Origin of the sequence: Acinetobacter lwoffii (assembly GCF_024129735.1) — a bacterium.
GTDB lineage: Bacteria > Pseudomonadota > Gammaproteobacteria > Pseudomonadales > Moraxellaceae > Acinetobacter > Acinetobacter lwoffii_H.
Window position 1 is genome coordinate 1 of sequence record NZ_JAMXXK010000035.1, and the last position, 23,429, is coordinate 23,429.

Genomic DNA, 23,429 nt, shown 5'->3' on the forward strand with positions numbered 1-23,429 from the left:
CCTGGTCGTTAAAGTGTTTGTTTGCACTCATATTTTAACTGTTAGGACTCAGGTTTTTTTATTTAAAGCAAACTATGGGACAGCAGTGGGGGAATTCCTCCCTTTTTTAAAGAGAGGTTAGGAGGGATTTTTAACGCTGCTTCCGCTTCCGATATTCCACTGGCGTTTCATTGGTCCAGCGTTTAAAGGCACGATAGAAGGTACTTGGCTCGGAAAAACCGGTCAGATAGACAATCCGCTCGACGCTCTCATTGGTACTCGCCAGCAAACGCTTGGCCAGACGACAGCGATAATCCGAGAGAATCTGCTGAAAGCTGGTATGTGCCTCACTCAGTTGTGTTCTCAAACGGCGTGGCGTGATGTTCAGCTGGGCTGCCACAGTTTCTAGCGTGGTTTCGCCACTCTCCAAAGTAGAGCCGATTGCACGACGTACTTCACCGACCAGATCATATCTTGCCAGTTCCTGTAGCTTTTCAATGGCCAGTTGCTCATGCAGCTGCAACAGCTCAGGTTCAGCCTGCCACAGCGGATATTCCAGGATAGTCGGATCGAAATACAAACGGGTTTCTTTCTGACCTAGACTGACCGGACACTCATAAACCCGGAAGTATTCATCATCAGGTGCCCCTTTATAAAAATTAAAATCGATATAAATCGGCTCAAAACGCCCTTCGGTAATAAATTTAAAGAAACGCAGTACACCTGACATGGCACATTCAGTAAAATGACGATTGACCAGACTCTCAGCAAAAGGCTGTTCACCATTGGTTAAATAGCAGCGATCATCTTCAATCACTAATTTGGCAGCAAAGGCATCGCTAATCAGTCGCTGATAAGCCAAAGCACGTTTCAGTCCCTCACCAAAATTTTCAGATGAAACAAACAGGTGTTCAATGACCTGACCACGATAAAGTGGCAGGTGCTCACCCAGATGCAATCCAATGTCCGGGTCCTTGCTGACTTCCTCTGCCGCCACCCAAAAGGCATATTGGGCACTCAGCGGGGTACGGTCATTGGCTTCCACCTGATTTAAAGCCACTCCTGCTTTGGTCAAAAGTTCTTCTGTTGGCAACCCCGCACGACGAATCGCCTGATAGCCTAAACGCAATACGACTGATGCATCCGTTAGCTGACTCACTCAAAAGCCTTCCTTGTATGTACTTCATTTATACTTAAAAAGATTAATTTTAGATTAACTGTGATTGACCAAACTGACAACAGAAACAGGTGTCTTTTTAGTTAAAAAAATTATCGTGACAGTTCGCCTATTTTACTGGCAGATGATCAGTCTAACGCCCGTTTCGTCTTGTATTTTGCAAAAAAATTGACTATAATTTGCGCCTTTCCAATTTATTCATTCAGGTAGGCTATGGCCAATAAAGAGGAACTCATCGAGTTCGAAGGCGTTGTCACCGAGACGCTTCCTAATACTATGTTCCGTGTACGTTTAGAGAACGGTCACGAAGTGATTGCCCACATCTCTGGTAAAATGCGTAAACACTATATCCGTATTTTAACTGGCGACAGTGTGAAGGTTGAAATGACACCTTATGATTTGACTAAAGGTCGTATCACATATCGTGCACGCTAAGTTTTAGCGCAAGCAAAAGCCACTTTTAGTGGCTTTTTTATTACTTGAATTATTTATCAATCAATAAAATAATTTGACACAGCCTTATAAATTCACGACTATTCATTGAATTAAAAATAACATGTATAAAAACAATGAATATGAAATGCTTATCCCTACTTTCCAGCTTGTTTCTCGTTGCATGCGCTATCGGCGGCAATCAGCATCTGCATCAGTCTCTACAACCTTATGTAGGTCAAACTGCCGCACAGGTTCGTAGCCAGCTTGATCTTCGTGCCATTGGATTCAAGACCTCCCAGCAACCGATTCAAACCACAGAATTTCTCAGCTACACTATTTTTCGGGATATGAATATTCCAATGGGAACGCCGAATATTAGTCAGAGCATTCCGATCGGCGCACCAATGCCGATGCCCTCAAATGGTGGTTATAACATTGAGATGAAATGCCAAATCTGGTTTGACTTGAAAGATGAAATTGTTCAGGCGATTCGCTTTACCGGTAGAGCTTGCTGAGCTGTACTCATCCAGTTCAAAGCCTGTATCGGATTAAATCAGGGATCAACCTCACCACGCTAAACTTCTACCGTGTATCAAATCACAACAGTATTTTTGCATGGAATGCGCTTACACTCATTTTATTTGGTGTGAGGACAACTCATGAAGTTCACACTGATTTTAGCATGCTGCACAGCCTTGGGTTTGCTTAGTGCATGCAGCACCACCTCCTCAACGACTGCACAGCGTGATGCCTATTTACAACAGTTCATTGGACAAAGCAGCCAGCTGATCGATCAAACTCTGGATCTGAAACGTTTAGGTTATCAGCAGGTCAGTGGGCCTGAACGCAGCGCCAAGCAATTAAGCTATGTGGTACAGCGCCCTGTTGCAATTCCTTTGCCTGTAGCACAGTTTCCGGCAGCAGGCGGTGCTGTACCTATTCCGGTTCCTGTGAGTCCTTCAGGTGGCTATGACGTCAATCTGCAATGTAAGATCACCTTCTTACTCAAAGATAATATTGCAACCGCAGTTCGTACTACAGGTCGAACCTGTTAAGCCGTTTAAGCTTTGAAATTTCTATCATAAAAAAACGCAGCTCAAGGCTGCGTTTTTTTGAATCGAAACAGGCTTAGTTCAATGCAGCAACGACTGCTTGACCCATTTCAACCGTACCGACTTTTTGCATGCCTTCAGACATGATATCCGCCGTACGCAAGCCTTGATCCAAGACCTGACCTACTGCATCTTCAATCGCTTTAGCAGCGGCTTCTTCACGGAAGGTATAACGCAGCATCATCGCCACCGAAAGAATCGTTGCCAATGGATTTGCCAGGTTTTGACCCGCGATATCTGGTGCAGAACCATGACAAGGCTCATACATGCCTTTGCCATTTTCATCCAGAGATGCCGATGGCAACATGCCGATTGAACCGGTCAACATCGCAGCTTCATCAGACAGGATGTCACCGAACAGGTTAGAGGTGACAATCACGTCAAACTGCTTCGGTGCACGTACCAGCTGCATCGCAGCATTGTCGACATACATGTGCGATAAATTAATTTCAGGATATTCGGCATCTTTCAGCGCAGTCACTGTCTGTTTCCACAGCTCAGTCACTTCAAGCACATTGGCTTTATCCACTGAACATACTTTACCACCGCGCAAGTTGGCCATTTCAAAAGCGACTTTAGCGATACGCTTGATTTCAGACTCTGAGTAAACGTCAGTGTTGTAGCCTTGCTTCTCGCCATTTTCCAGTTCACGGATACCACGTGGCTGACCGAAGTAAATACCACCCGTTAACTCACGCACAATCAGAATATCCAGACCTGCTACGATTTCAGGCTTCAAACTTGAAGCATCAGCCAGTTGCGGATAAAGAATGGCTGGACGCAAGTTAGCAAACAGATTCAGTTCGCTACGCAATTTCAATAAACCACGTTCCGGACGGATTGAACGCTCAATCGTGTCCCATTTTGGACCGCCCACGGCACCGAGTAAAATCGCATCGGCTTTTTTAGCCTGTTCAGAAGTCACGTCTGGATACGGTGAACCGTGCGCATCAATGGCTGCACCACCGAGTAAACCCTGTTCCCATGTCAAATCGAGATTAAATTTTTCATTTACACGAGTCAGCACCTGCTCTGCCGCTTTGACAATTTCAGGACCGATACCGTCACCAGCTAAAATCAAAATTTGTTTAGACATGAGATTTTCCGTTTAAAACGTCAGATTCAGACCTGACAGAGGTTAAATTTTCTTTTCTACAAACTCTGCAATCCCGGTGACTGCATTATAGGGTTTGCAAAAACGACGAATGGTTTTTTGCTCTTGTACCAGATCTACGCAAAGCGGATCCGGCGCCGAAGAATTTAATAAACTGCTGCTACGCGCACTACGGTCACGAAACATTTTTAAGCTATAGCGGTTATTGGCCTGAAAACGATGGAATACATGTAAAGTTTCCGCTTTATCCTTACTGATCGGATAAAAACGCACGACCAGTTCATGCTGTCCTGCCGGCACAGATAAATAAATCGGATTGGCCTGATTTAAATTTTTAGCCTGCAAACGTACCAGTTTCTGTTTCAGCGCTTCACCACTAATGCGGCCATTGTCGGCGTTGACAATGATGGTCTGATTGAAGCGTTCGAACTGGCAATCTGGCGTCCCTGTACAGTAAATCAGGGCATTGCTTTTGCTCTCAGTACTTTCTTTGGCATGTTTGAGTTTCATCGTGTCGATGCTTTGACATGCAGTCAACAGCACCGATACTGCACTTAAAGCAAGCAACTGTTTCCAATAATTCGCCATAATGTCTGTCTTACCCAATCAAAAAACTCAATAATCTTCCGATATTAGCAAGGGCATCGCAGTCATGCCATGACAATTTTTACTGATTTATCCATGAATTTCGGCAAATACCCAAGGACGCGATTGTTTGGTTTTTTCTTCATAGGCACGAATATCATCCGCCACCTGCAAAGTTAAGCCAATATCATCCAGACCATTTAACAGGCAATGCTTGCGAAATGGATCGACTTCGAACTTAAAGCTTTCACCTGTAGGGGTGCGAACTTCTTGTGCCTGCAAGTCAATGGTCAGTTGATAGCCTTCATCTGCCGCACATTCCTTAAATAACTGCTCAACAATATCTTCAGCCAAAATCACGGGCAACATACCGTTTTTAAAACAGTTATTAAAGAAAATATCCGCAAAGCTTGGCGCAATTACGGTACGGAAACCGTATTCACTCAAGGCCCACGGTGCATGTTCACGACTAGAACCACAACCAAAATTGGCACGTGAAATTAAAATAGATGCGCCCTGATAACGTGGCTGGTTCAAGACAAAGTCCGGATTGATCGGACGAACTGAATTGTCCTGACCTGGATAACCTTCATCCAAGTAACGTAATTCATCAAACAAATTGTCACCGAAACCAGTACGTTTGATCGATTTCAAGAACTGTTTTGGAATAATTAAATCTGTATCGACATTGGCACGATCTAAGGGTGCAACGATACCTTGTTCAACGGTATAAGCTTTCATATTTATTTCCCAATGAATTCGTAACCTCTCCCTACCCCTCACTTGTGCTTCGTTTTAAAGCAGTGCTTCAAAACTCACTCAGGAGAGGGAACTCCTTCTCCCTCTGGGAGAAGGTCGGGATGAGGGCTTAAACTAGAATGAACGGACATCAACAAAATGACCTGCAATCGCAGCAGCGGCTGCCATGGCTGGACTCACCAGATGAGTACGACCGCCATTGCCCTGACGACCTTCAAAGTTACGATTCGAAGTCGAGGCACAGTGCTCGCCCGGTTGCAACTTGTCTGCATTCATTGCCAGGCACATTGAACAGCCAGGTTCACGCCATTCGAAGCCTGCCTCTACAAATACCTTGTCCAAGCCTTCCGCTTCTGCCTGAGCTTTGACCAGACCAGAACCCGGAACCACCATCGCCTGTTTGATTGAAGATGCGACTTTGCGACCTTTGATCACTTCGGCTGCAGCACGGATATCTTCAATACGCGAATTGGTGCACGAACCGATAAAGACACGATCCAGCTGAATCTCAGCCAAGGCCTGACCGGCATTTAAGCCCATATATTGATAAGCACGGTTCCAGTCATTGCGTTGTACATCGTCTTTGGCTTGTTCTAAAGTCGGTACTGCTTGAGACACTGGAATCACCATCTCAGGAGAAGTTCCCCAAGACACTTGTGGCTCAATTTCTTCACCTTGCAACACGACAACCGTATCAAAGTATGCGTCATCATCTGAATGTAAAGTATTCCAGTAAGCAACAGCCTGATCCCACTGTTCTGCAGTCGGCGCATAAGGACGGCCTTTAACATACTCGATAGTTTTGTCATCGACAGCGACCATACCCACGCGTGCACCGGCTTCGATCGCCATGTTACACACAGTCATACGACCTTCGATAGACATGTCACGGAAGACCTGACCACCGAACTCAATCGCGTGACCAGTACCGCCTGCGGTACCGATCTTGCCAATAATGGCCAAGACCACATCTTTCGGTGTTACGCCCTGACCTAATTTGCCATCGACGCGTACCAACATGTTTTTCATCTTCTTTTGAACCAGGCATTGGGTCGCCAATACATGTTCAACTTCGGATGTCCCGATACCATGCGCCAAACAGCCAAAAGCACCATGTGTTGCCGTATGCGAATCACCACATACCACGGTCATGCCCGGTAAGGTCAAGCCCTGCTCCGGTCCGACCACATGCGCGATGCCCTGACGGATATCGTTAATATCAAATTCAACAATATTAAAAGTCTTGCAGTTATCATCCAAGGTTTGCACCTGGATGCGCGAAGTTTCATCTTCAATTCCGGCAACGCCCTGCTCACGCTCTTTTTTTGAGGTCGGTACGTTATGATCCGGTGTGGCAATGTTGGCACTTAAACGCCATGGCTTACGCCCGGCCAATTGCAAACCTTCAAAGGCCTGTGGAGAAGTCACTTCATGTAATAAGTGACGGTCGATGTACAGTAAGGCAGAACCATCATCACGTTGCGTTACTAAATGGTCGTCCCACAATTTATCATATAATGTTTTTGCTGTTTGGGTTGCGCCTGCCATGTCGATGTACTCCACTGGACTGGGTAAATTCTTTCTCTGATTTTGATTATATCGCTGCAATCACATAAATCTAATTTATCATTTTTATCAGTTAAAAAACTTTTTGGAATCTTTTAAAAGCTGAATCAAATCATGCTTTAGCTATATTGTCATAAATCTAATTTTCCGATTAAGTTATAAAAAATATTCGCTTTTACAAATCAAATGAGAATTATTATTATTTCTTCATCGACAGAGATTATTTTTAAGGAACTTCGACATGGCACATATTCAACGCTTTGTAGACAACAACCAGCGCATGTTCAAAAAGACCTTCAGCTACTACATTATGCACATTACTGTGGCGATGATTGTGGGTTACTTGGTAACCGGCAGTTTGACCATGGCCATTGCCTTAAGTTTATTAGAGCCAACGGTACAGGCAGTGGCTTTCTTCTTCCATGAAAAAATCTGGGAGCGTAATAACCAACAGCAGAATGAGGACATTACCGTCTAAACTCTTCAGTCGAGGTTCCTGATGAAAGACTGCCTTTATAGGTGGTCTTTTTTAGTTTTTAAAATGCCAAGGCTTTGAAAATGTATAGTAATTCAGCACTGCAACATAGATGAGCTAATTTTACTTTGATTTATTCTTAAAATATAACAATAATAGATTTACACATAAAAATTCTTTATAGGTGATTAAGATGAATCTCGCAGCCTTTGAAGCCTTCGTGAAAGTCATGGAAACCGGTTCGATTTCTCTGGCCGCAGATCAGCTCTTCATTACCCAGCCTGCTGTCACCAAACGTATTCACAGTCTGGAAGAATACTTTGGGGTCAAGCTGTTTGAATCTGCCGGACGTGGTGTACAGGCCACCCACGCGGCGCACTCTCTGTTGCCTAAAGTGAAAAACTGGCTGAATGAACTCGGTGATATTCATTATACCTTGAGCCATGAACAGGGTCAGGTACAGGGCAAACTAAAAATTGGTACCAGCCATCATATCGGCCTGCATCATCTGCCGAGTCATTTGCGCCATTATGTCCAGGAATATCCGGACGTGACCCTGGATGTGCATTTTGTTGATTCCGAGCAGGCGCATGAACAGGTAATTGCCGGCGATCTTGAACTGGCATTTTTAACCTTGCCGCCCCGTGGTGATGCGCGTCTGAATTACGTGACCATCTGGAATGATCCTCTGGTCTTTGTGGTGGCACCATTTCATCCGCTGGCGCAGCAAAAAAGTCTGTGTCTGGAAGATTTGCTCGACTACCCGAGCCTGTTGCCCTCTTCACAGACCTATACCTCGCAGATTACTTTGGCCGAATTTGAAAAACAGGGTATTAAACCGAAAGTCAGTATGAGCAATAATCCGCTGGAATCGATCCGGATGCTGGTATCGATTGGTTTGGGCTGGTCGGTATTGCCAAAAACTCTGGTCAATCATGACCTGCACCAACTGGATATTAATCTGGAAATGAACCGTCGTTTGGGCATGGTCTGGCATCCTGGCCGTACTCAGTCCAAAGCGGCACAGGCCCTAGTTCAGCTCATGCAAGGCGTATCCCTGTCTATTTAAGCTGTTCCTGAACATGCTGCATCCAAAACGGTGCAGCATTTTGTTACCTAAATACACCCCATCTGGCGATATCTTTCGAGTATTTTTAAGACAATTCCATTCTTTTGCAGTGCAGAGGAATGCTTAAAATTATTCGATGGAGCCTGACGGATGCAGCTCGATTCCCCCCTAAAATCCCACTCTCAAGATAAAACCAATACAAGCAGCCTGTGGCTTTCGGTCAAACCGATGCTGCTGCCCACGCCAGCACTTGATTTTGCCGACGAACAGACCGCCAGACACTGCCTGCGCGAATATTTCCTGAATACCTTTGACACCTATGAGCAACTGTTTGAATGCCTCAAGCATGAAGATGCTTTTTTCATCAAGCCGATTACTTTACGTCATCCGCTGATTTTTTATTTTGCCCATACCGCCACTTTTTTTGTCAATAAACTGCTGCTCAGCAAGCTGATTAGCGAACGCGTAAATCCGCATTTTGAAAGTATCTTCGCAATCGGTGTAGACGAGATGAGCTGGGATGACCTGGATGAAGTGCACTATGACTGGCCCAGTGTGCAGGAAGTCCGTGATTATCGGCATCAGGTACGCGCCCTGATCCTGAACATCCTTGAACATGCTCCGCTAACTCTACCCTTAAACTGGCAAAACCCTTGGTGGACCATCATCATGGGCATCGAACATGAACGGATCCATCTGGAAACTTCTTCTGTGCTGATCCGCCAGCATGCTTTGGAACATGTACGCCAGCATCCGCAATGGCGTGCCAATATTATTACCGGCATGGCCCCGGATAATATTTTGCTGGATGTGCCGGAAGGCAAAGTGCATTTACAGAAAGATTTTAACCATCCATTTTATGGCTGGGACAATGAATACGGCCGGCATGAAGCCGAGGTTGCAGCTTTTGCAGCCTCCAAATATCTGGTATCGAATCAGGAATTTCTGGCCTTTGTCGAAGCTGATGGCTATCAGACCGAACACTACTGGAGTGAAGAAGGTCTAGGCTGGCTGCAATTTTCACAAGCTGCTCATCCCTGTTTCTGGCGCAAAACTGAATTGGGTTGGTCACTGCGATTGATGCTAGAAGAAGTGCCGATGCCTTGGGACTGGCCGGTAGAAGTGAATTATCATGAAGCCAAGGCCTTTTGTCAGTGGAAATCCCAACTGCTGGGAAAAACCATTCGCTTGCCGACTGAAGATGAATGGTATCGCCTGTATGCAGTTTCCGATCTGGATTCAGATTTACCGAGCCCTGAACAGGCCAATATCGAGTTGAAATACGGCACCAGCTCCTGTCCGGTCGATCATTTCAAGCAGGGCGATTTTTATGATATTCAGGGCAATGTCTGGCAGTGGACTGAAACTCCGATCTATCCATTTCAGGGTTTTCAGGTGCATCCGCTTTATGATGATTTCAGTACACCAACCTTTGACGGTCGCCATAACCTGATGAAAGGTGGCTCCTGGATTTCGGCGGGCAATGAAGCTTTATATAGTTCCCGCTACGCCTTCAGACGGCATTTCTTTCAGCACGCTGGTTTTCGCTACGTCGCTTCTGATCAAGCATTGCAACATTTCCCTTCGCATTATGAAAGCGACCAGCTGGTCTCCCAATATCTGGAATTCCAGTATGGTATCGAATATTTTGGTATCGCTAATTTTGCCAAAACACTGGTCGATCTGGCACAACCCTATTTTCAGCAAACGCCGTGCCATCGTGCCTTAGATATTGGCTGTGCTACCGGCCGCGCCAGCTTTGAACTGGCACGCTCTTTTGATCAGGTAACCGGTTTGGACTTTTCGGCACGCTTTATCCAGCAAGCAGTTTATTTGGCTCAAGGCCATAGGGTACGTTATCAGCTGCCACTAGAAGGTGAATTAAGCGAAGAAAAAAGCTGTTCACTTGAAGATGTCGCTTTGGATCAGGTTGCGTCGAAAACGGAATTTTTTCAGGCCGATGCCTGCAACCTGAAAGCACATTTTAGCGGCTATGATTTTATTCTGGCAGCGAATCTGATTGACCGGCTGCATCATCCGAAAGACTTTTTATTGCAGATTCATAAACGTATCAATATAGGTGGAATTTTAATGCTGAGTTCGCCCTATACCTGGCTGGAAGAACATACGGCACGTAGTGAGTGGCTAGGCGGTTTTCAGGAGGATGGGGAAAACATCACGACCTTGGCTGGTATAAGCAATATCTTAACCCAGCACTTTGAATTGGTGGCCGAACCCCAAGATGTGCCTTTTGTGATTCGAGAAACGGCCAGAAAGTATCAACACACGCTGTCACAAGTCACGATCTGGAAACGTGTTCGCTAAAGGTAAGGTGATGGCCTAAAAAAAGCCAATCATACGATTGGCTTTATATCTTATCCTTCACTGGTTGAATTTTCATGCAAGGATTCATTGAGTTGATCTACCACAATCGCCCATTCGCCATCAGAGGCTATTTTCTCGCTTAAAAATTGACGTTGTGCCTCTGACCAATACGGCGCATCCAGTAAAGTCAGATCTTTATGCAATTGATGCTCGTGAATAAATGTTTCAATACCTTCTGCACTGGCATCCAAGCCAAGCTGCTGGAACAGATGTGTCATACGCGGTCGAACGTGAGTCATATCTCATACCTCAGAATCTACTATTGTTATCATGTCCTGTTTTTTGAGCATAGCATGTCTGATTCAGCCGGACTGTGAAAAAACATTAATATTCAAATGAGGCAAATAAAAAGCACAACCGAAGTTGTGCTGAATAAATCACATGAATGGGACTAGAATACTTAGATCGACCAGTCCTGTATTTCCCAGCCCTGTTCTTGGGCTAGACTTTCTAAGCGATCATCCGGATTGACTGCAATGGCATGATCCGCATATTCCAGCAAGAAACGGTCATTAATCGAATCTGAATAGGCCCAAGACTCGGTTACATCGCGACCTTCCAGCCATTGTTCCAGGCGCACCAGCTTCCCTTGCTGATAGCATGCGGTATTGATGACTTTACCAGTATATTTCCCATCAATGACTTCAGCATTGGTGGCAATAATTTCAGTAATTCCGAATTCACGAAAAATGGGGGCAGTAATAAAGTCTGAAGTCGCGGTAATGCCCACTAAGGCATGCCCTGCTTCACGGTGGCGCTCAATGGCTTTAAAACCTTCGGGACGCATTTGTGGACGAATGACTTTTTGCATGAACAGTTGATGTAATTCAGTCAAATAATCATTGTCATGTTTGGTCAGAAACTGGAACACAAATTCATTATAGGCATAAGGATCCAGCTGGCCTTTTTTATAATCATCATAGAACTTGTCATTCATGGCGCGATGCTGAACTGGATCGACCAGGCCCTCACTGACCAAAAACTCTCCCCAAGAATGATCCGAATCCGTGTTTAACAAGGTGTGATCGAGATCAAATAGCGCCAATTTCATGAAAATACTCGTTAAAACTGAAATTTAAGAAAAAAATTGTAAATCTATCTCCGCTAGTCGATAGAAATTCGTTAAGATCATAGCAATTTTAACATTTTTAAACTTTGCTTTTTTCGAGTTGGATAACGAAATAATGCTCCCCGATGGCAAAGGCATAAATTAAACAATTTTTAGGTAGCCAAATGATCGACTCTGAAGGTTTCCGACCGAATGTCGGGATCATTTTGGCAAACGATGCTGGACAGGTTTTATGGGCAAAACGCATTGGTCATAATGCATGGCAATTTCCACAAGGCGGGATCCAATATGGAGAAACCCCCGAGCAGGCACTCTATCGTGAGCTGAGAGAAGAAGTTGGCTTATTGCCCGAACACGTCCAGATAGTCGCGCAAACCAAAGGCTGGTTGCGCTATCGTTTGCCGCATCGATACATTCGTACGGACTCTGATCCGGTCTGTATCGGTCAAAAACAAAAGTGGTTTTTACTCAAACTCACGGCCCCCGTTCAGCATATTCAGTTGAATCTGTCTGATCCGCCCGAATTTGATCAATGGCAATGGGTCAGTTATTGGTACCCACTCGGTCAAGTCGTGAATTTCAAACGTGATGTTTACCGCAAAGCCTTGGTGGAGTTGTGTCAGCAACTGCCCCAGCAAAAACCTTAAAAAATCGCATAAATAATGCAGATTTTTTACGCGGCTATTGTTATAAATAAACTTCATTACTGAAATTCTGAATAGACGGAGCAGACCTTATGTCGAATATGCAACTGGACACCTTGAGACGTATTGTTCAGGAGATCAATGCTTCCACCAGTTTGCATGAATCACTCGACATTATGGTCAAGCATGTGGCCGAGGCCATGCAGGTTGATGTCTGCTCGATCTACCTCCTCGATGAACGCAATCAGCGTTATTTACTCATGGCGTCTAAAGGCCTAAATGCAGAATCTGTCGGCCATGTGTCTTTGCAGACCGGTGAAGGTCTGGTGGGCCTGGTTGGGCAGCGTGAGGAAATTGTCAATCTGGACAATGCCCCTAAACACGAGCGCTTCCTGTTTTTACCTGAAACCGGTGAGGAAATTTATAACTCCTTCCTCGGTGTGCCGGTGATGTATCGCCGTAAGGTCATGGGTGTACTGGTGGTTCAGAATAAAGAATCACAGGACTTTTCTGAAGCTGCTGAATCCTTTCTGGTCACGCTCTGTGCGCAGCTTTCTGGCGTCATCGCCCATGCCCATGCCGTCGGCAATATCGATGTATTCCGTAAGCCAAGCAACCTGCCCGCCTATAAAACCTTTCAGGGAGTTTCTGGCTCCGGTGGTATTGCCTTAGGTCGTGCAGTGATTCTGTATCCACCGGCAGATCTTGCCGCAGTCCCTGACCGTGAAGCAGATGACATCAGCGAAGAACTGCAGCTCTTAGATAACGCCCTGAATTCAGTCCGCGAAGAAATTCAGTCGCTAGATGACAAAATGCAGGATGCGTTGATGGCCGAGGAACGCGCACTATTTAGCGTGTTCTTGCGTATGCTGGATGAAAATGCCCTGCCTTCAGAAATCAAGGCCTTTATTCGTGAAGGTCACTGGGCACAAGGCGCCGTGCGAATTGTCATTGACAATCATGTGGCACAATTTTCCCAGATGGAAGATGATTATTTACGTGAGCGAGTGGCGGACTTAAAAGATCTGGGTCGCCGCATTCTGGCACGTTTACAGGAAGCCGATGCCAGTCACCGTGAATTGACCGATGAAAGTATTCTGATTGGTGAGGAAATATCGACGGCTGCACTGGTTGAACTGCCCGTGGATAAAATTGCCGCGATTGTCACCACTGAAGGCGCCATGAACTCGCATATGGTGATTGTGGCGCGTGCCCTTGGCATTCCCACCGTAGTCGGCGTAACCGAACTGCCAATCAACACCCTCGATGATGTCGAGATGATTGTCGATGCACATCAGGGGCGGGTGTTTATTAATCCGCCACGTCGCCTGCGCAGTCGCTATAAAGAAATTCAAAAAGAAGAAGAACAGATTGCCAAAGATTTGCGCCAGTACGAAACCAAAGATGCGATTACTCCGGATGGCGTAGCGGTCAAACTCTACGTCAATACCGGCCTGATGATTGATGTGGTGCGTGGCGTGCAGCGCGGTGCCAAAGGTGTCGGTTTATACCGTTCTGAAATTCCGTTTATGTTGCGTGACCGCTTCCCGGGCGAAGAAGAACAACGTGCGATTTATCGTCAGCAGCTTAGTCACTTTGCCAATAAACCGGTGGTGATGCGGACGCTGGACATTGGTGCAGACAAAGACCTGCCGTATTTCTCGATTGAAGAAGAAAATTCGGCACTCGGCTGGCGCGGCATTCGTTTTACCCTGGATCATCCGGAAATTTTTTCTTCACAGATTCGCGCCATGCTCAAGGCCAGTATCGGGCTGAATAACCTGCATATTCTGCTGCCGATGGTGACCAGTGTCAGCGAAGTCGAGGAAGCGCTCTACCTGCTAGAACGTGATCATGCGGCGATTCAGGAAGAAGAACAGGTCAAGGTAAACAAGCCAAAACTCGGCATCATGGTGGAAGTGCCAAGTGTGCTACATCAGATTGATGAATTTTCCGAACTGGTGGATTTCTTCTCGGTCGGCTCCAACGATCTAACCCAATATCTGTTGGCTGTGGATCGCAATAATCCACGGGTAGCCAATGTCTATTCACATTTACACCCTGCAGTACTGCGTGCCCTGACCCGTCTGGTGCAGGACTGTCATCGTAATGAAAAACCGGTCAGTATCTGCGGTGAAATGGCGGGCGATCCGCTGTCTGCAGTTTTGCTCATGGCCATGGGCTTTAATACCCTGTCGATGAGTTCCAGTAATATTTTGCGGGTACGTAAAACCATTTGTCATGTTCCGATGAGTGATGCACAGGATTTGCTGCAACATGTGTTAAAAATGGACAATCCGCTCATGGTAAAAAGCTGGTTAGAATATTATTTCAGAACCCATGGTTTAGGGGATATGGTGAAATCTGCATCACGTATGGTGAGTGCCTAATACGGGACTTTTTCCAGTCCCTCGACAGTGGTAGAGGTGGTTATGGAATTTCTGGTCATCCTGTTCATGATGGTTGCGGTGTTCTATGTGGTCATTCTTGCACCGGCCTTGGCTGCCCGCAAAGAAGCTCATAATTCCGGTTCATCTTATATACGCCCCGCCAGCAATCGAGCAATGAGCTATGCCGATCGGCCTAAAATGACTCCATTATTGGGCATTGAAATTTCGGCATCGCAACGGCGGCGTTTAGGCAGAGATGACCCCTCCGTCATTGCTGCCAGACTCTATCACCAACAAAAAGATCAATTTGCCAGTTTTCAGCAGGCCAGACCACAGCCTCATTCCCCTCACCACAAAGCACCAGTGCAAAGCAAACTCAATAAATTCTTTAATGACTTAATCGCGGATGAATCGACAACATCATCCCGGTATCCAAATCAATATTCGCAAACTCGTAACAACCGGCCTGTCGCCCCGCTCTCTCCAGTTAAAACTAATCCTAAGCAGCCCCCACGTCGTCCCCAGCCACCTTACAGACCTTAAGCGGCCATTAAAAAAGGGCGATCTTCCATGGAATATCGCCCTTGTCTGTGCTTGTTGTAGCCACGTTTTGAATTTTTCTTTCGATCTACAAAAACCTGGCTTTTGTTGACTTCATGCATGTGTTTTGCCACAAAATTGTGGATCACCACCTGCTCGGCTGTTTTTTTCTTGGCCATCTTGCTCTCTATATAATTTGGAGGAAGGAGTGAGATAATTATAGGGCCGACTGACTAATTTTCAAGCATATTTGCCAATGCTTTTTCAAAAATAAAGCCCATTTAGCCAGGATTTTCTATATGCAAAAATGGGAGTTATAGCCAGAAAACACCCTTATTTCATTCATTATTTTTATGGGTTTCTTCAGCCCAACAAAACTCGATTAAAAAAACGTTTAAAATAAATCAGTTATAAAATTTATTTTAAACAATACTATTCACTTATTATTTTTATCCTTTGATAAAAACATATTATCGACTTAGATATTGTTATTTTCGTTTAATCCCATTCATTATTCGAGTTATTCAAAATATATAGAATTTGATATTGTCACAGAGTGGAAAACCCGTTACTTTTTAAGAGTAACCATTTAATTTTCAACATTTTAAACTTTATTAAATTTAAAAATATTTTTTGAGTGAGCTCACTCAATTATACCCTGAATTCCGTTTTGTGCTGTAACACCCTTTATTTAAAGATATTGTAAATATAGCGAAACCTGATCTGATTAGCATATATCTCAATATTTTATGAATACTAGGTAAACGACATAAGATATTCAAAACTTGGAGAGGAAAGATGAGCCAAGATTTTAAAAAATGCCCTGTCACCCACCTGACCACTGAAGCTGGTGCCCCTGTGGTCGACAACCAGAACAGTATGACGGCAGGGGCGCGTGGACCTTTACTTGCCCAGGATTTATGGCTGAATGAAAAACTGGCCAACTTTGTCCGCGAAGTGATTCCAGAGCGTCGTATGCATGCCAAAGGTTCAGGTGCTTTTGGTACCTTTACCGTGACCAATGATATTACCCAATATAGCCGCGCTAAAATTTTCTCTGAAGTCGGCAAAAAAACCGAAATGTTTGCGCGTTTCTCAACGGTGGCAGGTGAACGTGGCGCAGCCGATGCAGAACGTGATATTCGCGGTTTTGCCTTAAAATTCTATACTGAAGAAGGCAACTGGGATCTGGTCGGCAACAATACTCCGGTATTTTTCCTGCGGGATGCCCGCAAGTTCCCTGACCTGAATAAAGCAGTCAAACGTGACCCGAAAACCAACAAGCGCAGCGCCACCAATAACTGGGATTTCTGGACACTGTTGCCTGAAGCTTTGCATCAAGTGACCATTGTCATGTCCGACCGCGGGATTCCGACCGGTTACCGTCATATGCATGGTTTTGGCAGTCACACCTTCAGTTTTATCAATGCCAAAAATGAACGCTTCTGGGTAAAATTCCATATGCGTACCCAGCAAGGCATCCAGAACCTGACCGATGCTGAAGCTGCAGACTTGATCGCCAAAGACCGTGAAAGCAGCCAGACCGACCTGTTTGATGCCATCGAACGTGGTGACTATCCAAAATGGAAAATGTACGTTCAGATCATGCCGGAACTGGAAGCCGAAACAGTGCCTTATCATCCATTTGACCTGACCAAAGTCTGGCCAAAGGGCGATTATCCACTGATTGAAGTCGGTGAATTCGAACTGAACCGCAATCCGGAAAACTATTTCCAGGATGTAGAACAGGCAGCCTTTGCACCAAGTAATCTTGTACCGGGCATCAGCTACTCACCGGACCGTATGTTACAGGCACGTTTAGTGAACTATGCCGACGCAGCGCGTTACCGTGTTGGCGTGAATCATTCACAGGTTCCAGTCAATGCTGCACGTTGTCCTGTACATTCGAACCGCCGTGATGGTCAAGGCCGCATGGATGGCAACTATGGTTCATTGCCACATTACGAGCCGAACAGTTTTAGCCAGTGGCAGGAACAACCGGAATTCAGAGAGCCTCCACTGAAAATCACCGGTGATGCCGATTTCTGGGACTTCCGCGAAGATGACAATGACTACTTCAGTCAGCCCCGTGCCCTGTTCAACCTGATGAATGATGAGCAGAAACAGGCACTGTTTAATAACACGGCCGGAGCAATGGGTGATGCGCTAGATTTCATCAAATACCGTCACATCCGCAACTGTTATGCTTGCGATCCAGCTTATGGTCAAGGCGTTGCTAAGGCCCTAGGTATGACTGTAGCAGATGCCCAAGCTGCTCGTGAAACCGATCCAGCCAAAGGTTTGCCTAGCTTTCTCTAAGCCAGTTTAGACATGTACAAAAACCACCTTCGGGTGGTTTTTTATTGCGGCATCAAGCAGTATAGAAGCAAGCTGGCACAAAAAGAACTACAACAATGCATCCGAATATTGAAGACATCATTCAACAATACGACATCGTTTTATTTGATGCTGTTTGCGTGATCTGTAATGGCTGGGCACGGTTTTTGATTAAATACGATAAAAAGATTCAGTTTAAACTGGTTTCCGCCCAATCGCCTTTAGGTACGGCACTGCTCGAACATTATCAGATGTCTACTGAACATTACACCACCATGCTCGTCATTCAAGATAGCACACTCTATACCGAATCGACTGCATTACTGAAGGCGCTGCAGCATCTCGGTTTTCCCCTTAATTTAATGAGAGCAGGTTATTTGGTTCCGCGTTTTATCCGGGATTTTCTGTATCGTGTGGTCGCTTTAAATCGTTACAAGCTATTTAGTAAAACCGAGTATTGCCTGATTCCATCCAGCGAAAATAAACGCCATTTTCTGAAAGAAGCTGTTCGTGAATCCTAAACCTGTATTCCTACAACCACTGCGTACTATCCAGCTGACTTTGGTCATACTATGGCTCTATCAGGGACTCATTCCAAAAATTCTGTTCCAATCACCCGCTGAAATCACAATCTGGCAAAATATGGGTTTTGAGCTGGGACTGGCCAAAGTCTTGGTTGGACTTTCCGGAGGATGTGAAATGCTATTTGGCTTATGCTTTCTGAAATGGAACCGGTCCATACTCTTGCATAGGTTGAATATTATCGGACTTGCTGGATTACTACTGCTGATTGCATTCACAGCCCCGTTGCAACTTACTGCAGCATTCAATCCTGTGGTAATGAATACCGCCATGCTGATGCTTTCTGTAGTGGCCATTCAACTCATCCAACAGGAACAGAGTAAAATATTTAAACAATAATTCGTTTGCCTTCACGTATGCAATAAAACGGATTAATCAACTTGGAAGAATGCTTGATGATCTCATGCAACTCATGTTCCGGCGCATCCCGGTCTTCATCCGTGAGCTGAAAAGTACGGTAATGAATCGCCAGTGAACATTTGGCCTGCAAGTCATGATGGGCATGAAAGGCATCTTCCGGATTCATATGGATCGCGCGCATCAGTTCACGCGGTTCATACGCTCCTATCGGGAGTAAGGCAATTCGCGGTGCACCCAGACGTTTACGAATTTCTTTAAAATGTGAGGCGTAGCCACTATCTCCGGCAAAAAAACAATGTTCCTTGCCATGTAATAAAGAAAATCCTCCCCAAAGTGCACAGTTCTGATCGCGCATGCCGCGCCCTGAGGCATGTTGAGCCGGCGTATAGACAATCCGGATCTCTTCAAAAAAGGCACTTTCCCACCAGTCCATTTCATGCACGGTATAATGTTCTGGCAAATACCAGGCATTACCCAGACCGGTATAAATCGGCATCTCAAAAGTGTTGTACAGCCATTCCAGACTGGCCAGATCCATATGATCATAATGGTTATGGCTGAGCAGTACGGCATCAATCTGAGGTAATTCATCCAAGGCAATGCCAGCCGGAATGACCCGCTGCGGACCCGTGGAAGCCGAAGGACTGGCATATTCCGACCAGACCGGGTCGGTCAGGAAATTATAGGGGCCGATCTGTATTAATGTGGTGGCGTGACCAATAAACCAGACTTGCCAGTCATCCAGAGCTGCATCTGGACGCTGCTGTGGCAATGCGCGTGGACGAGAAAAAAACTCGGCACGCTCTTCATCAAGATTAACATTCCAGGTTTTGGATTTTCGGGTAATGAGCCATTTGTATAAATCAAAGCGACCACGCGATAGAGAAGCATGCTCAAGATTACGAAACTGTTTTCCGTCGAAATGATCTGAATGCAGATACTCAAACACTGGCTTAGACCAGAGATGTTTCCAACTGGATTCCGTGATTAACTGGAATTTTTTAGTTTTGAGAAGATCTTGCATAAACATCCACTATTTATTATTCGCTATATGCAAGACAACAACCTCTTGAAATGGTCAAGCGGTGCATCTTTTAATGAGCATACAAACTAAAAACAGGCACACTACAACATAGTATGAAATCCGTCACAGAAAATCATGTATGTTTTTGTTATTTTTAGCAAAAAAATGGCATTTCATCGACCTTATGGCTGGCTGAAGCCTTGGATTATCTAGAAAAATATCGCTCGCGCCCTTCTGTCTAAAAATACAAAATGATACTCAATATTTATAAGCCCATGCTGACAAAAGCATGTCTGCCCATTGATGATTTTATGATGAAATTCGCCATACCTCAGTATCATCACATCAATTGTGCGAGAAAGGCAAGTTGAGATCAAAATACAAACCTCAAGCGTTTTTTAGATTTTTATACACGACCTTGAGTTCGTTCCAGCCATACGGCCTTGGTTTGGGGTTTCACAAATAAAGCAATAATTTCCGGGTGCAGCTGTTTAATCTGCGCTTCGATCCGGTTGACACAGGCTTCAATTTCATCAGAAGTTAAATCATCTTTAAATTCCAGACTCAATGATGCAATGACTTGCTGAGCACCCATCTGCTCAGTCAATACCCCATTAGCACTAAAAACTGCCGCATCCTGTTGAGCAATGTTCAATACATCTTCACGCAGTTTTGGATCTGCCGTTTCACCCAGTAACAAACCTTTGGTTTCACGTGCCAGAAACCAGGCAGAAACCGCCAGCACGATACCAATTAAAATCGATGCGGCACCGTCCAATTCAGGAATATTCAGTTGATGCGCCAGCAAGATACCGACCAGAGCAATCACCAAGCCGACCAGCGCGGCAGTATCTTCAAATAACACGGTAAAGGTCGTTGGATCTTTACTGTGTCGAAAGGCTTCAAAATATCCCAGATTTCCCTTTTGTTTACGAAAGGTTTTTAAAGCCACTGACCATGAAAATCCTTCAAAAAGAATCGCCAGACCCAGCACAATATAATTGATCAATGGATCCTGCATGACTTCAGGCTGAAGAATATGCTGTATCCCTTGATAGATGGACACAATCGCACCCAGGGCAAAAACCATCAGTGCCACAATAAAGGCCCAAAAATACAGTTCACGCCCATAACCAAAAGGATGTTTGGCATTTGCCGGTTTTTCTGATTTTTTCATGCCATATAACAGTAAAATTTCATTCAAGGTATCTACTACGGAATGAATTGCCTCACTGAACATGGCAGAACTATTGGTTATATAGGACGCAACAAATTTCACCAGCGCAATCGCCAGATTACCAAACAGGGCTGCATAAACTACGATTTTATTGGATTCAGACATCCTGACACTGTCCTAAATAAGCTTGTGCAAGCTTGAATGATTTATGTATCAAAATCTTAATCATTTATTATTGAAAGTTGTTTTACAAATTGTTGCTTAGTCGTGATCTCTCCCGCTGCTGAATCCCTCTACTTTCTACTAAAATAATTAAAGGGCTTTCGCCCTTTTGATTTTTACAGTTTTAATGCTTGGAAAAATACTGCTCGCGCCACTCTTTCCAGAAATACATGATGATCCCGAACATCACTACGGCAATTCCTGCAAAAGCATGACTGCTGATAATTTCATGATTTAAGGTTGCTCCCAATACCAGAGCAATCACCGGCGTCATCACATTACTCAATGAGACGGTCGAAGCATTTAGACGGCGAATCAGCCAGAAATAGCACAGCATCGCCACAATCGAAGACATGATCATGGTAAATACGAAACCGATCATCGCCTGTGTACTAGGCAACTGAGTCGGCATATGTTGCCAGATAAATGGCACTAAAATGAGTGAACCAGCCGCGGAGACCAGCAATCAACCCGTCGCTTGCGACATAGGACTCAAGGGGGCACTAATCTGTTTAACCCAGAAGATGGAACTGATATAGGACACCATACTGATCAGCATCAGTACCACACCCCAGGGATTAATCTTGCTGTCTGCCGAGTCGGCAAAAACAAAAGACAAACCGGCGACGGCCACTGCCATGCCGAGCCATTGCAGCCAGATCAACTTATGGGTTTTTAAAATCACATGACCGATTAAACCGGCGATCAGCGGTGAAAAACCAAAAATCAGTGCCATCAATCCTGAGGTCAGATAATTGGCCGCCAGATAAATAAACAGCTGCGCACCGATTAAATTCAAACTGCCTGCCAGATAACTTTTCATTGAAGTGCGGTCAAAAGGCAGCGGGTCGCGCATGATCTTCAGCAGGAACAGTGCAATAACCGAGGCACCGAAATAGCGAATGATCAGCACCCACATCGGGTGAATCTCGGCCACGCTCCAGACAATCGCCAGTGGCGTTGCCGCCCAGATCAGCACCAATAAAGCGTAAATACTTGCCGTGACCGGCAATGAAGATGAAGAACTCATAAGTCTCCTAAACGAGGCCAAAAAGTTCTGGATCAGCAACTTCAAAAATAGCGTATAGCGAATTCATGCTGAGATGAAGTTTTAATTTTTGATAAATTCATCAAGTTTCGTGCATAAAAAACAGACCTATGCAAAACATAGGTCTGTCCCAAGATATCTCAATACGACTTAAGCAATTTTGCGTAAGTCTTGCGCGATATCTAAATGTTTTTCAACATCAAACGCCGTATTTTTGCTGATCATTTTTTTCAAATGACGCATTTCTTTGGCTGCATTCACGGTAATCCCGCCAACGATCTGACCATCAGTCACACCGTACATCACGAATGAATTGTCTGCACCTTTGGCTGCATCCATTTCACCACGGATATGCCATTCAGCTGCGGCCATATCGCCGACAAACTGGAAGTTGATATTCAGCTGATCCGTCCAGAACCAGGCCGGATTGGCTTTCGGATGTTCCACACCCATCACGTGACGCGCGAAGATGCCTGCCTGAAGGTTGGCATTTTCCCAGGTTTCCACACGGCGGTGATTGCCACAGTCACGTAACTGGGTCGCAACATCGCCCGCTGCATAAATATCAGCATTCGAGGTTTGGCAGTGTTCATTCACTTTGATCGCAACATCAACATCCAGACCTACATCTAGCGCAAGCTGTGCATTTGGCACGATTCCGATTCCGTAAACTACAGCATCAGCACGCAGTTCTTCACCGCCTTCCAGCGTTACCACGACTTCTTCACCATCTAAACGGCAATCTGTAATCTTGGTTTCAAGACGCACATCGACCTGGTTTTGACGATGCTGCTCTAGCAGGAATTCGCTCAGGATTTGTGGTGAACAACGACCCATGACCATCGGGCCCATTTCAATCACAGTGACTTGACAGTCTTTGTAACGTGCTGAAGATGCCAGCTCAAGACCAATCACGCCACCACCGATCAGGATGATACGGCGACCGGCTTGAAGCACAGGCACCAGCGCTTGTGAATCTTCCAGGTTACGCAGGGTATAGACGTGTTTGCCCAAAGCATCGAAATTAGGCAAACGGCGCGCTGCACCACCTGTTGCAAGCAAGAGTTTGTCATAAGCAACAACATCACCGTTCAGGAGTTCAACGGTTTTCGCTTCAGCATTGATTTTCGCCACGCCATTGCCGCGAATTGTTTCCACACCCAAATCTGCCAGTTTCTGTTCTGACAGGATTTCGATCTTGGTCTCTTCAGGTTTTAGAATCACATCTTTAGACAACGGTGGGCGCTCATAAGGAAGATGGCTTTCATCACCAATTAAAGTGATTTTGCCTTCATACTTGTTGCCACGAAGTTCTAAAATTGCGCTCGCACCTGCCTGGCCAGCACCCACGATCACGATGTTGTTTACGTTGCTCATTTT

23 protein-coding genes and 1 pseudogene are annotated in these 23,429 nt (G+C 45.2%); 12 read left to right on the top strand and 12 right to left on the bottom strand.

Annotated elements, in window-relative coordinates; all coding sequences use genetic code 11:
* Positions 1–130: 130 nt before the first annotated feature.
* A complete protein-coding gene (locus NI469_RS10665) occupies positions 131–1,138 on the bottom strand; it encodes an AraC family transcriptional regulator (protein ID WP_005107962.1) in 1,008 nt (335 codons plus the stop codon).
* Positions 1,139–1,369: 231 nt separating this feature from the next.
* Between NI469_RS10665 and infA the strand changes: the two genes are divergently transcribed.
* The 3 genes from infA (at position 1,370) to NI469_RS10680 (ending at position 2,646) form a co-directional block, all read left to right on the top strand.
* Positions 1,370–1,591: a translation initiation factor IF-1 gene (gene infA / locus NI469_RS10670; RefSeq protein WP_001284370.1), complete on the top strand. Its 222-nt coding sequence runs from the start codon at positions 1,370–1,372 to the stop codon at positions 1,589–1,591.
* 134 nt (positions 1,592–1,725) lie between these two features.
* Positions 1,726–2,106, top strand: a complete 381-nt coding sequence (locus NI469_RS10675) for a hypothetical protein (protein ID WP_253175141.1) — start codon at positions 1,726–1,728, stop codon at positions 2,104–2,106.
* 144 nt (positions 2,107–2,250) lie between these two features.
* Complete coding sequence (locus NI469_RS10680; protein WP_253175143.1) at positions 2,251–2,646, top strand: hypothetical protein; 396 nt, start codon at positions 2,251–2,253, stop codon at positions 2,644–2,646.
* Between the two features lie 73 nt (positions 2,647–2,719).
* On the opposite strand, the gene leuB is transcribed toward NI469_RS10680, so the two are convergent.
* The 4 genes from leuB to leuC all read right to left on the bottom strand — a co-directional run bounded on the left by leuB (position 2,720) and on the right by leuC (position 6,709).
* Positions 2,720–3,799 carry a 3-isopropylmalate dehydrogenase gene (gene leuB / locus NI469_RS10685; RefSeq protein WP_064094871.1) on the bottom strand — a complete coding sequence of 360 codons (1,080 nt, stop codon included), beginning with the start codon at positions 3,797–3,799 and terminating at the stop codon, positions 2,720–2,722.
* Between the two features lie 42 nt (positions 3,800–3,841).
* Entirely contained in the window at positions 3,842–4,405 is a 564-nt protein-coding gene (locus tag NI469_RS10690; RefSeq protein WP_253175145.1) for a hypothetical protein, read from the bottom strand.
* An 87-nt stretch (positions 4,406–4,492) separates the two neighbouring features.
* A complete protein-coding gene (gene leuD, locus NI469_RS10695; RefSeq protein ID WP_138742831.1) occupies positions 4,493–5,143 on the bottom strand; it encodes a 3-isopropylmalate dehydratase small subunit in 651 nt (216 codons plus the stop codon).
* Positions 5,144–5,275: 132 nt separating this feature from the next.
* Positions 5,276–6,709, bottom strand: coding sequence for a 3-isopropylmalate dehydratase large subunit (gene leuC, locus NI469_RS10700; RefSeq protein ID WP_253175147.1), 1,434 nt, complete (start codon positions 6,707–6,709; stop codon positions 5,276–5,278).
* A gap of 259 nt (positions 6,710–6,968) precedes the next feature.
* On the opposite strand from leuC, the gene NI469_RS10705 reads away from it, so the two are divergent.
* The 3 genes from NI469_RS10705 to ovoA all read left to right on the top strand — a co-directional run bounded on the left by NI469_RS10705 (position 6,969) and on the right by ovoA (position 10,596).
* Complete coding sequence (locus NI469_RS10705) at positions 6,969–7,205, top strand: DUF2061 domain-containing protein (protein ID WP_005107971.1); 237 nt, start codon at positions 6,969–6,971, stop codon at positions 7,203–7,205.
* Between the two features lie 190 nt (positions 7,206–7,395).
* Complete coding sequence (locus NI469_RS10710; protein ID WP_253175149.1) at positions 7,396–8,271, top strand: LysR family transcriptional regulator; 876 nt, start codon at positions 7,396–7,398, stop codon at positions 8,269–8,271.
* A gap of 150 nt (positions 8,272–8,421) precedes the next feature.
* On the top strand, positions 8,422–10,596 hold the full coding sequence (gene ovoA / locus NI469_RS10715; RefSeq protein WP_253175150.1) for a 5-histidylcysteine sulfoxide synthase: 2,175 nt from the start codon (positions 8,422–8,424) through the stop codon (positions 10,594–10,596).
* A 50-nt stretch (positions 10,597–10,646) separates the two neighbouring features.
* On the opposite strand, the gene NI469_RS10720 is transcribed toward ovoA, so the two are convergent.
* Together NI469_RS10720 and NI469_RS10725 are read right to left on the bottom strand one after the other, a co-directional pair.
* Entirely contained in the window at positions 10,647–10,895 is a 249-nt protein-coding gene (locus tag NI469_RS10720; RefSeq protein WP_004278500.1) for a DUF2789 family protein, read from the bottom strand.
* A gap of 161 nt (positions 10,896–11,056) precedes the next feature.
* Entirely contained in the window at positions 11,057–11,707 is a 651-nt protein-coding gene (locus NI469_RS10725) for an HAD family hydrolase (RefSeq protein ID WP_129716837.1), read from the bottom strand.
* A 182-nt stretch (positions 11,708–11,889) separates the two neighbouring features.
* Between NI469_RS10725 and NI469_RS10730 the strand changes: the two genes are divergently transcribed.
* From NI469_RS10730 to NI469_RS10740, 3 genes are all read left to right on the top strand, one after another.
* Positions 11,890–12,372, top strand: coding sequence for an RNA pyrophosphohydrolase (locus NI469_RS10730; protein WP_004278502.1), 483 nt, complete (start codon positions 11,890–11,892; stop codon positions 12,370–12,372).
* An 89-nt stretch (positions 12,373–12,461) separates the two neighbouring features.
* Positions 12,462–14,759 carry a phosphoenolpyruvate--protein phosphotransferase gene (ptsP, locus tag NI469_RS10735; RefSeq protein WP_253175151.1) on the top strand — a complete coding sequence of 766 codons (2,298 nt, stop codon included), beginning with the start codon at positions 12,462–12,464 and terminating at the stop codon, positions 14,757–14,759.
* Between the two features lie 42 nt (positions 14,760–14,801).
* On the top strand, positions 14,802–15,302 hold the full coding sequence (locus NI469_RS10740; RefSeq protein ID WP_253175153.1) for a hypothetical protein: 501 nt from the start codon (positions 14,802–14,804) through the stop codon (positions 15,300–15,302).
* On the opposite strand, the gene NI469_RS10745 is transcribed toward NI469_RS10740, so the two are convergent.
* Positions 15,299–15,478 (bottom strand): DUF7230 family protein, encoded by a 180-nt coding sequence (locus tag NI469_RS10745; RefSeq protein ID WP_004278505.1) that lies wholly within the window; start codon positions 15,476–15,478, stop codon positions 15,299–15,301. The two genes, NI469_RS10740 and NI469_RS10745, sit on opposite strands and share 4 nt — an antisense overlap.
* Positions 15,479–16,097: 619 nt before the next feature.
* Here NI469_RS10745 and NI469_RS10750 point away from each other — a divergent pair.
* The 3 genes from NI469_RS10750 to NI469_RS10760 all read left to right on the top strand — a co-directional run bounded on the left by NI469_RS10750 (position 16,098) and on the right by NI469_RS10760 (position 18,557).
* The gene (locus tag NI469_RS10750) at positions 16,098–17,618 is read left to right on the top strand and encodes a catalase (RefSeq protein WP_253175155.1); all 1,521 of its coding nucleotides are present in this window, start codon (positions 16,098–16,100) and stop codon (positions 17,616–17,618) included.
* Positions 17,619–17,713: 95 nt separating this feature from the next.
* On the top strand, positions 17,714–18,157 hold the full coding sequence (locus tag NI469_RS10755; protein WP_253175157.1) for a thiol-disulfide oxidoreductase DCC family protein: 444 nt from the start codon (positions 17,714–17,716) through the stop codon (positions 18,155–18,157).
* Positions 18,147–18,557, top strand: coding sequence for a DoxX-like family protein (locus tag NI469_RS10760; protein WP_253175159.1), 411 nt, complete (start codon positions 18,147–18,149; stop codon positions 18,555–18,557). The genes NI469_RS10755 and NI469_RS10760 overlap by 11 nt, the downstream gene beginning before the upstream one ends.
* Here NI469_RS10760 and NI469_RS10765 read toward each other — a convergent pair.
* From NI469_RS10765 to hcaD, 4 genes and pseudogenes are all read right to left on the bottom strand, one after another.
* On the bottom strand, positions 18,547–19,602 hold the full coding sequence (locus NI469_RS10765; RefSeq protein ID WP_253175161.1) for an MBL fold metallo-hydrolase: 1,056 nt from the start codon (positions 19,600–19,602) through the stop codon (positions 18,547–18,549). The two genes, NI469_RS10760 and NI469_RS10765, sit on opposite strands and share 11 nt — an antisense overlap.
* A 406-nt stretch (positions 19,603–20,008) precedes the next feature.
* Positions 20,009–20,944 carry a cation diffusion facilitator family transporter gene (locus NI469_RS10770; RefSeq protein WP_005107985.1) on the bottom strand — a complete coding sequence of 312 codons (936 nt, stop codon included), beginning with the start codon at positions 20,942–20,944 and terminating at the stop codon, positions 20,009–20,011.
* A gap of 181 nt (positions 20,945–21,125) precedes the next feature.
* Positions 21,126–22,031: pseudogene (locus NI469_RS10775) on the bottom strand (DMT family transporter).
* A 168-nt stretch (positions 22,032–22,199) separates the two neighbouring features.
* Positions 22,200–23,426 carry a 3-phenylpropionate/cinnamic acid dioxygenase ferredoxin--NAD(+) reductase subunit gene (gene hcaD, locus NI469_RS10780; protein WP_005102991.1) on the bottom strand — a complete coding sequence of 409 codons (1,227 nt, stop codon included), beginning with the start codon at positions 23,424–23,426 and terminating at the stop codon, positions 22,200–22,202.
* Positions 23,427–23,429: the final 3 nt, after the last annotated feature.